Below are 13,249 nucleotides of genomic sequence, written 5' to 3' on the forward strand. Positions count from 1 at the left end.
TTGGCGCTGTCCCGAAGGGGATGCATCTTCACGATGGCTAATCGATATCAGGAACGACCTTTTCCTTCCGACGCCGACGATGATCGCGGCGCGAACCCGGCTGCCCCGGCTAGGGGCGACAGCGATCCGCTGGCGGAACTGGCGCGGCTGATCGGGCAGTCCGATCCGTTTAGCAGCGGCGCCAAGACCCCGCACCCGCTGCAGTCGCGGGCTAACGTGCGCCCGCAATACGACGCCGTGGACGAGGAAGAGGTCAACGTGGCCGCGGGCCCGCCGCCATGGATGCAGCGCGCCAGGCACGATGCGCCGCCACCGCCACCACAACAGGAATACGAAGAGCCGGAGCCGGAATATCAGCCCAGCCCCGTGCATCCCTTGCACCGCTACGCGGCTCAGCAGCCGGCGGCACATGAACAGGACCATCACGCGCCGGCGCAGCAATACGCGGACGAGCAGCCGGTGGATCCCTCGCGGTATGACGACGCGCTGTATGGCCAGCTGGAATCCGGCCAGCATGAATTTGCGCGGGATCCGGCGTTTCCGGATGATCCCTACGCCTATCAGAGTGATTATGAGGAAGAGCCGGAGCCGCCGCGCAAGCGCAGCAACGGCTTGATCACGGTCGCCGCCGTTCTGGCGCTGGCCGTGGTCGGGACGGGGGCTGCCTTCGCCTATCGAACCTATGTCGGTTCACCGCGCAGCGGCGAGCCGCCGATCATCAAGGCCGACAACAGCCCGACCAAGGTCATGGCGACGCCCGGCGATGGCGCCTCGGGCAAGACACCGGACCGCATGGTGCCCGGTGATGGCGGCGAAAAGATCGTTTCGCGTGAAGAGGCTCCGGTCGACGTCAACTCTAGGTCCGGCCCGCGCGTGGTGTTTCCGCCGCTGAACCAGAATGGCAGCCCGCCCTCGGTCGCAAGCGTCTCTCCAGCCGCTCCGTCGCCAGCGACCGCCGCGAACGGCTCCCTGCCGAACAATGAACCGCGCAAGGTCAAGACCCTTGCCGTCAAGGGCGATGCCGATAATGGTGGCGTTCCTGCAGGGGCGGCAAAGCCCGCGCCGGCTGCCCGTACGGCCGCACCGGCGCCAGCCCCGACTGCGGCGCCGCGCAACCCGGCATCCGCCAACGCCAGCGCTAATGGCCCGCTCGCGCTGACGCCGCAAGGCGGCGCAGCGCCCGATCCGGCGCCCACCCGTGTCGCCGGAACCAATCCGGCGCAGGCTGCGCCTTCCGGCGTCGGATACCTCGTCCAGGTCTCCTCGCAGAAGAACGAGGCCGATGCGCTGGCTTCCTACCGGGCGCTGCAGGGCAAGTATCCATCCGTGCTGGGGACGCGTTCGGCTTCGATCAGGCGGGCGGATCTTGGCGATAAGGGCGTCGTTTACCGCTCGATGGTCGGACCGTTTGGTTCGCAGGAGGAGGCGGCGCAGCTGTGCGGCAACCTGAAAACCGCCGGTGGACAGTGCGTCATCCTCAAGAATTAACGGCCGTTTCCTTGACCCGGGAGCTGTGAGGGGCCTAATCGGCCCCCATGAGCAGCCGTGCATTCATCACAGGCATATCCGGACTGGAATTGAGCGCTGACGAGCGCGCGTTTGTCCGTGCCGAGCTGCCATGGGGCTTCATCCTATTCAAACGCAACATTGAGACCCCGGCGCAAGTTGCTTCGCTGGTTGGCGAATTGCGCGATTTGGTTGGAAACGCCGATGCGCCGGTCCTGATCGATCAGGAAGGCGGGCGGGTGCAGCGGCTCGGACCGCCGCATTGGCCGGTCTATCCGCCAGGCGCCGTCTTTGGGGCGCTGTACGACATTGACTCCAAATTGGGCTTCAAGGCCGCCCGTTTGAGCTCACGGCTGATCGCAGCCGACCTGATCGACCTCGGAATCACGGTGGACTGCCTGCCGCTCGCAGATGTGCCGATTGCGGGGGCTGACGCCGTCATTGGGAACAGGGCCTATGGAACCGAGCCGGGCAAAGTGGCCGCGATCGCCCGTGCCGTCACCGAGGGGCTGGAGCAGGGCGGGGTGTTGCCGGTCCTGAAGCACATTCCCGGCCATGGAAGGGCCACAGCGGACAGCCATTTTCGGCTGCCGACGGTTGATTCGACGAGGGAAGAGCTCGATCGGACCGATTTTGCCGCCTTTCAACCGCTGGCGGACCTGCCGATGGCGATGACCGCACATGTTGTGTTTAGCGCGCTAGACCCCGTCCATCCGGCGACGACTTCTGCGACAATCATCCAGCAGGTGATTCGCGGCGTAATCGGGTTCCAAGGTTTGTTGATGAGTGATGACGTGTCCATGAATGCATTGGCGGGATCGATCGCCGAGCGGACCCGAGCCATCGTCAACGCCGGCTGCGACATGGTTTTGCATTGCAACGGCAAGCTCGACGAAATGCGCGATGTCGCAGCCGAGACGCCGGAACTGACGGGCGAGGCACTTAATCGCGCCAACCGGGCGCTGGCCTCGCGAAAAGCGCCTCTTCCGCTCGACCGGCAGGCGGCGCGGGCTGAACTGGACGCGTTGATGGATCGGGTAGGGACGGTATGACCGCGGAGATTCTATCGTTTGAGACCGGACGGCCCGCCGCTGACGGCACCGACAGCGAGCCCTCGCTGGTCGTCGACGTCGAGGGCTATGAAGGTCCGCTCGACCTGTTGCTGACGCTGGCGCGGCAACAGAAGGTCGATCTGTCCAAAATTTCGATCCTGGCGCTGGCCGACCAGTATCTCGTCTTCATCGAGGCGGCGCGAAAGATTCGCCTCGAACTCGCGGCCGACTACCTTGTCATGGCGGCCTGGCTGGCGTTCCTGAAATCGCGGCTGCTGCTGCCCGAACCGGCGACGCCCGACGGCCCGAGCGCCGAGGAGATGGCGACCGCGCTGGCCAACCGGCTGCGCCGGCTGGAAGCCATCCGCGAGGCGGCCAACCGGCTGATGAACCGGCCGCAGTTCCAGCGCGATATTTTCCCGCGCGGCAATCCGGAATCGATCGCGGAAATTCGCCACCCCAAATTCACCGCGACCCTGTACGACCTGCTCACGGCCTATGCCACGCAGCGTCAACAGAAGGTGTTGGCAACAGTACATCTGGCCAAGCGCACAGTGTGGTCGCTGTCGGAAGCGCGCGCCTCGCTGGAGCGGCTGGTCGGCATGGCCGAGGACTGGAGCTGCCTCGACGAATTTCTTCTCAGTTATGTTGTCGATCCCTCGCAGAAGGCGACGGTATTTGCCTCCACCTTTGCCGCAGCGCTCGAGCTGGTGCGGGAAGGTGAGATGGAATTGAACCAGAAAGAGGCGTTCGCGCCGCTGTATTTTCGTAAGCGTCAGCCGCAAGCGTCCGGGGCGATGTCCGCCTCGGATCTCTCGGTCGAGTAAGTGGAAGAAGGAGACCTAGCCATGGCGAGCCTCGCGGAAAAGCGCATGGAAGAAGCCGAGGAACATTCCGTCGATCCCACGAACGAGCCCGAAGCGAGGCCCGAAGAATTGCGGCTGCTGGAAGCGCTGTTGTTCGCCTCCGCCGAGCCGGTCGATCAGGCCGCGCTGGCCAAGCGGATGCCCGACGGCGTCGACGTCAAGGTCGCTTTGGCGCAATTGCAGGCGGAATACGCCACGCGCGGCGTCAATCTGGTGCGGGTCGCGAACAAGTGGACGTTCCGCACCGCCGGCGATTTGTCGTGGCTGATGACGCGGGAGAGCACGGAAACGCGGCGCCTGTCGCGTGCGGCCATCGAGGTGCTCGCGATCATCGCCTACCACCAGCCGGTGACGCGCGCCGAGATCGAGGAAATCCGCGGCGTGATCACTTCCAAGGGCACGCTGGATGTGTTGCTGGAGACCGGCTGGATCCGTCCCCGCGGCCGCCGCAAGACGCCGGGCCGTCCGCTGACCTTCGGCACCACAGATGGGTTCCTGTCGCAGTTCAGCCTCGAAGCGCTCGGCGATCTGCCGGGCCTGGAAGAGCTGAAGGGCACCGGCCTGCTGGATTCGCGGCTGCCTTCCGGCTTCAGCGTTCCGACGCCTTCGGACGACGTGGCGCTGCGCGAGGACGAGGATCCGCTGGATGCCGGCGACACCCTGGAACTCCTGCTGGCGCCCGCGGCCGAGCCCGAGACCCCCAGCGAAAGCTGAGGCGTGGACAAAAATATCGAAAACAACCCCATGCAAAGTAAAACGGGCCCGGTTCGGGGCCTGTTCCGCTAGGGGCCGGTTGGTCCTCGAAAACGGATTAACGGTAGCAATAATACGTAGCTGCGACAGCGATTTGCCGCGGCTTGGGTCCTTGTTTTTGACACCTCCCGGGCCTACCTTCCGGCAAAGCTTGGGCCGGATGCCGGCCGTCTCTTTTGGAGGGTTGCAGGATGGGTTCGCTTAGCATTTGGCACTGGATCGTCGTGATCGCAGTGGTCCTGCTGTTGTTCGGCCGCGGCAAGATTTCGGACCTGATGGGCGACGTCGCGCAGGGCATCAAGTCCTTCAAGAAAGGCTTGCAGGACGATGACAAGCCTGCGGAAAAGCCCGCGGTCGAGCCGACCAAGACCATCGATCACAATGCGGCGCCGACGGCGGCTCGCACCGATGTCGGCAGCAAGGCTGTCTGACGGTTTGCTTGAACGCGCCGGTTCGGCGCGGACCGGTGCCCATTGAAGCCATGCCCATAGAAGTCATGGACGCTGGTTGAGAAAAGACGCGCGCCGCCCCAAATCTTGCTATTGAGATTTGGTTGGGGCGGGGTCGCGTAAGCGGAAAGTTTCATGTTCGACATCGGGTGGAGTGAACTGGTCGTCATCGCGGTTGTCGCGCTGATCGCCATCGGCCCGAAAGAGCTGCCGGGCGTGCTGCGCATGGTCGGGCAATGGATGGGCAAGGCCCGCAAGATGGCCTCCGAATTCCAGGGCCAGTTCCAGGAAGCGATGCGCGAGGCCGAAATGGCCGACCTCAAGAAGAGTTTTGACGAGGTCAAGGACGTCGCGACAGGCATGTCTCCCACCAATCTGATGACCTCGCTGCAAAAGGACGTCGGTGACGCCTTGCAGATCGGGGACATCGACAAGCCCGTGAATTCGCAGGTGGAAACCTCGATCGGTGAAACCGTGACGCCGGAAATCGTCGCGCCGACCACGCCGGCCGCCCCGACGGCCGAGACCTTCGTCGAGGCCGAAACCCATCAGGCGGCCTCCGAGCCGCTGATCATCACGCGTGAAGTTCAGGCCGCGCAGCAGCAGGACATCGCGCCCGCGGCACCGGACATTCTCAAGGACGCCAAAGCGTCATGAGCGACGAAGACATCGAGGCCAGCAAAGCGCCGCTGATGGACCATTTGATCGAGCTGCGCTCGCGGCTGATCAAGGCGCTGCTCGCGTTCGGTATAGCCTTCATCTTCTGCTTCTTCTTCGCCAAGCAGATCTACAATGTGCTGGTGTGGCCGTTCGTCTGGGTCGCCGGCCCCGAGAATTCGAAGTTCATCTACACGGCGCTGCTGGAATATTTCCTCACCCAGTTGAAGCTTGCGCTGTTCGGCGCCGGCTTCATTTCGTTCCCGATCATCGCGACGCAGATCTACAAATTCGTGGCGCCCGGGCTCTACAAGCACGAGCGCGGCGCGTTCCTGCCGTATCTGGTGGCGACCCCGTTCTTCTTCGTGCTCGGCTCGCTCCTGGTCTATTTCATCGTGCTGCCGATGCTGGTGCGCTTCTCGCTCGGCATGCAGCAGTCCGGCGGCGACGAGACCGCGCAGATCCAGCTGTTGCCCAAAGTGGGCGAATATCTGTCGCTGATGATGGGGTTGATCTTCGCCTTCGGCATCGCGTTCCAGCTGCCGGTGATCCTGACGCTGCTGGGCCGGATCGGCATCCTCACCGCAAAGCAGCTTCGCGAAAAGCGGCGCTATTTCATCGTGGTCGCCTTTGTCATTGCGGCCGTCCTGACGCCGCCCGACGTGTTGAGCCAGGCCTCGCTCGCGCTGCCCTTGCTGGTTCTCTACGAGGGCTCGATCCTCGCGGTCGCCCTGGTGGAGAAGCGGGCCGCCGCCGCAGCCAAGGCCGCGACCGGCACGCCACCCTCCGCGACCCCGCCGCCCGCGGCCAATCCGGCCGAGTAGGGGGTCGTCGTACCCCGCGAAAGCGGGGTACCCAGTCCGCCGCGGTCTCTCGAATCCATCGCCGCTGCTCTGGAATACTGGATCACCCGCTTTCGCGGGTGATGACGGGTGTGGTACGGGAAGCGCACCGTTAAATGTCAACGTATTGCGTTGGCATTTGACGAATTTCAGGAATGACCCGCCATGCACGACATCAAATCGATCCGCGATAACCCGCAAGCCTTCGACGCCGGACTGAAGCGCCGTGGCCTGGCGCCGCTGTCGCCGTCGCTGCTGGCGATCGACGAAAGGCGCCGCGCGGCGATCCTGGCGTCCGAACAGGCGCAGGCAAGGCGCAATGCGGCTTCGAAGGAAATCGGCGACGCGAAGAAGACAAAGGATGAGGCGCGTGCATCGAAGCTGATGGCCGAGGTCGCCGAACTCAAGACCACGATGCCTGAGCTCGAAGCTGCGGCAAAGACGGCGGACGACGAGCTTGCAAAGGAGTTGGCCGCGATTCCGAACCTGCCGCTCGAAGAGGTGCCGGACGGTGCCGACGAGCACGGCAACGTGCAGCGTCAGGTGTTCGGCAAGGCGCGCACTTACGGTTTCGCGCCGAAGCCGCATGACGATCTCGGCGGCGCGCTCGGCTATATGGATTTCGAGGCGGCGGCGAAACTGTCCGGCGCGCGTTTCGTCGTGCTGAAAAAAGGCCTCGCGCGGCTGGAGCGTGCGATCGGGCAATTCATGCTCGATCTGCACACCAATGAGCACGGCTACAGCGAGATCAATCCGCCGCTATTGGTGCGCGACGACGTGATGTTCGGCACCGGGCAATTGCCGAAATTCGAGGATGATCAGTTCTGGGCGATCAAGGGCGAACTGCTGGCGGCTCCAGATGATGGCCGCTTAAAGAGTGAACGTCTTGGTCTCATTCCCACCGCCGAAGTATCGCTCACTAACCTTGTCCGAGAATCCATTGTCGACGACAAGGAATTGCCGATGCGTCTTACGGCGCTGACGCCATGCTTCCGCGCCGAAGCTGGCGCCGCCGGCCGTGATACCCGAGGCATGATCCGCCAGCATCAGTTTACAAAAGTCGAATTGGTCTCGATCACCACGCCGGAAACCAGCCGTGACGAACACGAGCGCATGTTGTCCTGCGCCGAGGAAGTGCTGCGCCGCCTCGACCTGCATTATCGCGTCATGACTCTCTGCGCCGGCGACATGGGTTTCTCCGCGCAAAAAACCTACGACATCGAAGTGTGGATGCCGGGGCAGGGCGACGGCGGCGCCTACCGCGAAATCTCCAGCTGTTCGGTGTGCGGCGATTTCCAGGCGCGGCGCATGGATGCGCGCTATCGCGGGCCGGACGGCAAGCCGCGTTTCGTGCATACGCTGAACGGCTCCGGCACCGCGGTCGGTCGCGCGCTGATTGCTGTGATGGAAACCTATCAGCAGCAGGATGGATCGATTGCAGTGCCCGACGTGCTGCAGCCGTATATGGGCGGCCACAAAGTCATCGAGCACGACAAATAGCAAAGTCGAAAAATGCCCCTGCATCGCAACATCCATTGGATCGGCCGGCAATGGGCAGTTACCGGCCACGGGATGCAGTTGATCGACCAGAAGCTGAAGGGCTTCTTTGATATCGAGGTCCCGCAATTGTGGGACGAGGCGCTGATCGAAACCATGCGAGCCAAAGAATGGCTCAACGTCGCGGATTTCGACAAGGGCCTCGAGGTGGCGCGGAAGCGGTTTCCTCCGGGCAGCGTGGTGCAGCCGGAAACGATCGCGCCGGCTCCGCCTGTTGCGCCGACGGTGCGTCAGGCGGCTGCACCGGTTGCGCCGGCGCCTGTGCCGGTTTCGCCTGCACCAATTGAGCCGCCTCCTCAGATCGCAAAGCTGGAAGAGCCCCGGCCTCGAGAGCCTGATCCGGTTAAACCGACTCCGTCTCCGCCCGTCATACTGCAGGCAATTGCGATCCCAACACCTGAGCCCGAGGCGGCTGAGCCCGTGCCGCCGAAATTCCACATGCTGTTTTCAGGCTACGCAAAATTTGTTCGTCCCTGGCGCGTCCGGGTGCGGCAGTGACCGTATTGTGCCGGTTTGCCTCGGCCGCGATAGCCGGATAATACGGCGCCCGACAACAAGAAACGGGCTCGAATCGAACCGGAAGGCATTTGACGGATGCGCATTCTCTGCACCAATGACGACGGCATTCACGCTCCCGGTCTGAAGGTCGTCGAGGAAATCGCCCGTGCACTGTCCGACGACGTCTGGATCGTGGCGCCCGAACTCGATCAATCCGGCGTTTCGCATTCGCTGTCGCTCAACGATCCGCTGCGGCTGCGCGAAGTCGGCCCGCGCCATTTTGCGGTGCGCGGCACGCCGACCGATTGCGTCATCATGGGCGCGCGCCACATCCTCGGCAAGAAGCTGCCGGATCTCGTGCTGTCGGGCGTCAACAAGGGCCGCAACGTCGCCGAGGACGTGGTCTATTCCGGCACCATCGCCGGTGCGCTGGAAGGAACTATTCTCGGCATCCCGTCCTTCGCGCTGAGCCAGGAATTTTCCGTCGACACGCGCCACGCGCCGCTGTGGGACACGGCGGTGAAATTCGGGCCGGATATCGTGCGCAAGGTGATCGACGCCGGCGTGCCCAAGAACACCGTGATCAACGTCAATTTTCCGGCTTGCATGCCTGACGAGGTCAAGGGCATCCGCGTCACGCGGCAGGGCAAGCGCAACCTCGGCTTCCTGAAAGTCGATGAGCGCCATGACGGCCGCGGCAATCCCTATTTCTGGATCGGCTTCGAACGCGCCGCAATGCTGGACACCCCGGCCGAAGGCACCGACCTCGCCGCATTGGCTGCGCGCTACGTCTCAGTGACGCCGCTGCGGCTCGACCGCACCGATGAAGCGTTTTCGGAAGCACTGACGATGACGCTGAAGTGACGCGAAGCGTCATGCCCGCGAACGCGGGTATCCAGTACGCCGCGGCGTCGCGGTTCAATCGACGGTCTCTCGGATACTGGATCATCCGCTTTCGCGGATGATGACGGGCAGGGTGCGTGGATAGAGCGGCTAGGCCGCAGCGCTCTTCAGTGCGTTGTTGATCATCTGCGCCAGCGTTTCCAGTTGAAACGGTTTTTGCAGGGCCGGGCGATCGCGGTATTCCTCGGGCAGGCCCGAGGAGCCGTAGCCGGTCGCGAAAATGAAGGGCCGGTTGCGCGCCTTGATCAGTTCGGCCACCGGCGTGATCACCTTGCCGTTGACGTTGACGTCGAGGATGGCGAGATCGAACTCGGTCGATTGGGCCAGCTTGACGGCTTCGCTGATTTCACCGGCCTCGGCGGCGACGCTGTAGCCGAGCTCTTCGAGCATGTCGGCGACCATCATCCGGATCATGACCTCGTCTTCGACGAGAAACACTGAACAGCCCTGCGGCCGCGTCGCTATCATGATGGAATCCTTGCCCTTCCCGAGCTCAAGGTTCGCAAATAACACCAGTCGGCGCAACGACAAGATGGGATAGACCAAGGTCTGCGGCCCGCCCGTCAAGAGCCCCGATTTTCCGGGCTCTAACGCTGTTCCCGGACCGTGGTTCCGCGATCGGAACCCATTTTTGAGGAAATTCTTCCTTAAAACTCTGCTGGCTATTGCATCCAATCTCTGCCGAAGCACTAGATGAATGGCCAGCCGTGACCCTTGAGTCGCTAATGTCGCAAGAACCGCCCGAAAAGATGATGTTCCAGCTCTCCCTGCGGCGGCGGGGGATCAGCGACCAGACCATCCTGCGCACCATGGAAGAGGTGCCGCGCGAGATGTTCGTGACCGCGGCCGATCGCGGCCATGCCTATCGCGACAGCGCGCTCGGCATCGCCTGCGGGCAAACCATCAGCCAGCCCTTCGTGGTCGCCTACATGACCGAGCAATTGCAGCTGCAAAAGCAACACAAGGTGCTGGAGATCGGCACCGGCTCCGGTTACCAGGCCGCGATCCTGTCCCGGCTTTGCAAGCACGTCCTGACCATGGAGCGGTACCGGACGCTGGCCGACAGCGCGCGCGCCCGGCTGGAAAAGCTGGGCTACGACAATATCGAGGTCCTGCTTGGCGACGGCTTCGATATCCCGCCAGGTGCCGGGGATTTCGACCGCATCATCGTGACCGCGGCGATGGAGCAAATCCCGGAGAAGCTGCTGGCGCGGCTCGAGCCCGGTGGCATCCTGATCGCACCGATCGGACCCCACCAGGGTGTCCAGACTCTGCTGCGCGTCACGAGGACTGACGCAGGGTTCGACCGCAAGGCGCTGGTCGACGTGCGCTTCGTGCCGGCGCTGCCGGGGATTGCCCGCGAACTGTAGCCATCACGGATTGGCGGTTCCCGCCAACATCTTATTTGAAGGGTTAAGCGGTTATTTACTCGGGACGTGTTTACTCAAAAGAGTATTTAGTTGCGTATGAGTGAGTAACCATGTCCCGTGTCGTCGAGTTGCTTCGCTCGCGTCGCGTACCGCAGGTGGCGGTGCTGACGCTGATGTCGTTTGGCTTTGCCGGCTGCAGCGCCGATATGTCGACGCGCTTCTCGCAAAACACTCTGTCAAACCCCTTCAACTATCAGCCGGACGCGACCGGTACGGTGCAGCAGGCGCCGGCGCCCCAGGTCGAACGTCGCGAGCTGCCGCAATATTCGCGGCCGCAGACTCAACCGTATCAGTCGCAGCCGCAATACCAGTCGTCCGCCTTGCCGCCACCGCCGCCGGTGGTGAACGCGCCGCGATCCTATCCGGCCGCAGGCAACGGCGTGTCGGGCGGAGGCCGCGGGCTTTCGTCCTATACCCCGCCGGGCCAACCCAAGCTTGAGACCACCGCCACCGTTGCGCCGCGCTCGGTTGCCGCTGCGCCCGCGCATGGCGGCACCACGATCATCGTCGGTACCAGCGACACGCTCGATATCCTGGCCAAGCGCTACAACGTTGCGCCGGCCGCGATCCTGCAGGCCAATGGTTACAAGGGACCGCGCGCGCTGTCGCCCGGCCAGCAACTGATCATCCCGCGCCAGACCGTTGCCGCGGCACCCGCACCGGCAGTAGCGCCGCCGGCCAGCAAGCCGGTCGCGGCCGTGGCAGGGCCGTCGAGCGTGCACGTCGTCAATCGCGGCGACACGTTGATGAGCATTGCGCGCCGCAACAACCTTCCGGTGGCGGATCTCGCCAAGGCCAACAACCTCGACACATCGGCCAAGCTCAGCCTCGGCATGAAGCTGACCGTGCCCGGCGCCAAGACCGCCGCCGCACCTGCGGCGCAGCCTCTTGCACCCGTGCAGCAAGTCGCGGCGGTCGCAGCGCCTGCCGCCAAGCCGGTTGCACCTGCCGCACAGCCGCAAAGCGCGCGCCTGGCGCAGTCGACCGTCAACGTCGAGGAAAAACCGGCGGCCGAAGCGCCTGCGGTCAAGTCGAGCGAAGCCACTGGCGCGCTGCCGACCTTCCGCTGGCCGGTGCGCGGCAAGGTCATCACGACCTACGGCGCCAAGACCAACGGCAAGGCCAACGACGGCATCAATCTGGCGGTGCCGGAAGGCACCCCGGTGAAGGCTGCCGAAGACGGCGTCGTCGCTTACTCGGGCAATGAATTGAAGGGTTACGGCAATCTCATTCTGGTTCGGCACTCCAACGGTTACGTCACCGCATATGCCCATGCGAGTGAGCTGATGGTGAAGCGCGGAGACACGATCAAGCGCGGCCAGATTATTGCCAAGTCGGGCCAATCGGGTGAGGTGGGGTCGCCGCAACTCCACTTCGAGATCCGCAAAGGATCTTCACCAGTTGACCCGCTTCAATTCCTGAACGGGGCGTGAGGCTTTAGGCCTCACGAAGCGTCCACAAACTCCGCTGTCATCGCCCGGCTTGTCCGGGCGATCCAGTATTCCAGAGACGTTGGCGATCGAATCGAGAGGTCGCGGCGTACTGGGTCCCCCGCTTTCGCGGAGGACGACAGTCGCGTGCAATTCGCGCGTAACGAACTACATCCCCGTCAGCCTTACACCCAGCCGCCCGGCGAGCTCCTGCGTGAACTGCCAGGCGACGCGCCCCGAGCGTGAGCCGCGGGTCGTCGACCATTCCAGCGCTTCGCGCTCCAGTTGCTCGTCGGCAAGCTTGATGCCGTAGTGGCCGCAATAGCCGCGGACCATCGCCAGATATTCGTCTTGGCTGCAGCGATGGAAGCCGAGCCACAGGCCAAAGCGATCCGACAGCGAGACTTTTTCCTCGACCGCTTCACCGGGATTGATCGCGGTCGAGCGTTCGTTCTCGATCATCTCGCGCGCCAGAAGATGCCGCCGGTTCGAGGTGGCGTAGAGGATCACATTGTCCGGGCGTCCCTCGATGCCGCCTTCCAGCACCGCTTTGAGCGATTTGTAGGAGGCGTCGTTGCCGTCGAAGGAGAGGTCGTCGCAGAAGACGATGAAACGGAAGGAGGAGCTGCGTACCCGGTCCATCAGGCCCGGCAGGCTCTCGATATCCTCACGATGGATCTCGATCAGCTTCAGTCTGTCGGCCGGCTTGCGCTTGAGGTTGATGTCGGCATGCGCGGCCTTGACCAGCGACGACTTGCCCATGCCGCGCGCGCCCCACAGCAGCGCATTGTTGGCGGGCAGGCCGTCGGCAAAGCGCTCGGTATTCTCGATCAGGATGTCGCGCATCAGGTCGATCCCCTTGAGCAATCCGAGGTCGACCCGGCTGACGCGCGGCACAGGCGACAGCCGCCCGTCCGGGTGCCAGACGAAGGCGTCCGCAGCCCCGAACGACTCAGGTCCCGAGTTGGCCGGGGAGGCCGCGGAAAGGTGGCTCGCGATGGCCTCCAGCGCGTCCGCGATGCGCTCGGCGGCGGCGTCGTTCGAGGGGGTTGCCGGACGTTTTGTCGCGGTTTTTGCGGGCTTCCGCCGGCCTGCTTGGGAGGTGGCGCGAGCCGCTGTTTTCTTGGACTTTTTCGACATTTTCCCTGTTCCTGACCGCGCAGCCATAACGGGCCTTGGAAGCTCCCGCAAGCGGCCTAAATGAGGGGGCTGGCAGCGTTGCAATTGGGACGGCCGCCGCTATAGTCCGCGCGAATTTGCCCGGACCGGCCAGACGCTTGCGTCGCCGGTCGTTTCCCGTCTCACG

Annotated in this window: 14 protein-coding genes; 12 read left to right on the forward strand and 2 right to left on the reverse strand. The window is 63.8% G+C overall.

Features of this window, described 5'->3' with window-relative positions:
- Positions 1-33: 33 nt before the first annotated feature.
- From JQ641_RS14810 to surE, 10 genes are all read left to right on the forward strand, one after another.
- On the forward strand, positions 34-1,488 hold the full coding sequence (locus JQ641_RS14810; RefSeq protein WP_211996701.1) for an SPOR domain-containing protein: 1,455 nt from the start codon (positions 34-36) through the stop codon (positions 1,486-1,488).
- Between the two features lie 47 nt (positions 1,489-1,535).
- Positions 1,536-2,558, forward strand: coding sequence for a beta-N-acetylhexosaminidase (gene nagZ / locus JQ641_RS14815; protein WP_211996702.1), 1,023 nt, complete (start codon positions 1,536-1,538; stop codon positions 2,556-2,558).
- Entirely contained in the window at positions 2,555-3,385 is an 831-nt protein-coding gene (locus JQ641_RS14820; protein WP_192739516.1) for a segregation and condensation protein A, read from the forward strand. Before nagZ ends, JQ641_RS14820 begins: the two co-directional genes overlap by 4 nt.
- Before the next feature lie 21 nt (positions 3,386-3,406).
- The gene (gene scpB / locus JQ641_RS14825) at positions 3,407-4,138 is read left to right on the forward strand and encodes an SMC-Scp complex subunit ScpB (protein ID WP_192739515.1); all 732 of its coding nucleotides are present in this window, start codon (positions 3,407-3,409) and stop codon (positions 4,136-4,138) included.
- A gap of 230 nt (positions 4,139-4,368) precedes the next feature.
- Entirely contained in the window at positions 4,369-4,608 is a 240-nt protein-coding gene (locus JQ641_RS14830) for a twin-arginine translocase TatA/TatE family subunit (protein ID WP_192739514.1), read from the forward strand.
- Positions 4,609-4,761: 153 nt separating this feature from the next.
- Positions 4,762-5,283 carry a Sec-independent protein translocase protein TatB gene (gene tatB, locus JQ641_RS14835; RefSeq protein WP_192739513.1) on the forward strand — a complete coding sequence of 174 codons (522 nt, stop codon included), beginning with the start codon at positions 4,762-4,764 and terminating at the stop codon, positions 5,281-5,283.
- Positions 5,280-6,107, forward strand: a complete 828-nt coding sequence (gene tatC, locus JQ641_RS14840) for a twin-arginine translocase subunit TatC (RefSeq protein WP_211996703.1) — start codon at positions 5,280-5,282, stop codon at positions 6,105-6,107. Before tatB ends, tatC begins: the two co-directional genes overlap by 4 nt.
- Before the next feature lie 183 nt (positions 6,108-6,290).
- On the forward strand, positions 6,291-7,625 hold the full coding sequence (serS, locus tag JQ641_RS14845) for a serine--tRNA ligase (protein ID WP_211996704.1): 1,335 nt from the start codon (positions 6,291-6,293) through the stop codon (positions 7,623-7,625).
- Positions 7,626-7,637: 12 nt separating this feature from the next.
- Positions 7,638-8,180, forward strand: a complete 543-nt coding sequence (locus tag JQ641_RS14850; protein WP_211996705.1) for a hypothetical protein — start codon at positions 7,638-7,640, stop codon at positions 8,178-8,180.
- A 96-nt stretch (positions 8,181-8,276) separates the two neighbouring features.
- Positions 8,277-9,044, forward strand: coding sequence for a 5'/3'-nucleotidase SurE (surE, locus tag JQ641_RS14855; protein ID WP_211996706.1), 768 nt, complete (start codon positions 8,277-8,279; stop codon positions 9,042-9,044).
- 129 nt (positions 9,045-9,173) lie between these two features.
- On the opposite strand, the gene JQ641_RS14860 is transcribed toward surE, so the two are convergent.
- A complete protein-coding gene (locus tag JQ641_RS14860; RefSeq protein WP_211996707.1) occupies positions 9,174-9,551 on the reverse strand; it encodes a response regulator in 378 nt (125 codons plus the stop codon).
- A 257-nt stretch (positions 9,552-9,808) separates the two neighbouring features.
- On the opposite strand from JQ641_RS14860, the gene JQ641_RS14865 reads away from it, so the two are divergent.
- Together JQ641_RS14865 and JQ641_RS14870 are read left to right on the forward strand one after the other, a co-directional pair.
- A complete protein-coding gene (locus JQ641_RS14865; RefSeq protein ID WP_502754962.1) occupies positions 9,809-10,453 on the forward strand; it encodes a protein-L-isoaspartate(D-aspartate) O-methyltransferase in 645 nt (214 codons plus the stop codon).
- Between the two features lie 110 nt (positions 10,454-10,563).
- Positions 10,564-11,946, forward strand: coding sequence for a peptidoglycan DD-metalloendopeptidase family protein (locus JQ641_RS14870; RefSeq protein ID WP_211996708.1), 1,383 nt, complete (start codon positions 10,564-10,566; stop codon positions 11,944-11,946).
- A 165-nt stretch (positions 11,947-12,111) separates the two neighbouring features.
- Here the strand turns inward: JQ641_RS14870 and JQ641_RS14875 are convergent, their stop codons facing one another.
- A complete protein-coding gene (locus JQ641_RS14875; RefSeq protein WP_211996709.1) occupies positions 12,112-13,083 on the reverse strand; it encodes an ATP-binding protein in 972 nt (323 codons plus the stop codon).
- Positions 13,084-13,249 lie beyond the last annotated feature (166 nt).

The organism is Bradyrhizobium sp. JYMT SZCCT0180 (genome assembly GCF_018130165.1).
Lineage (GTDB): Bacteria > Pseudomonadota > Alphaproteobacteria > Rhizobiales > Xanthobacteraceae > Bradyrhizobium.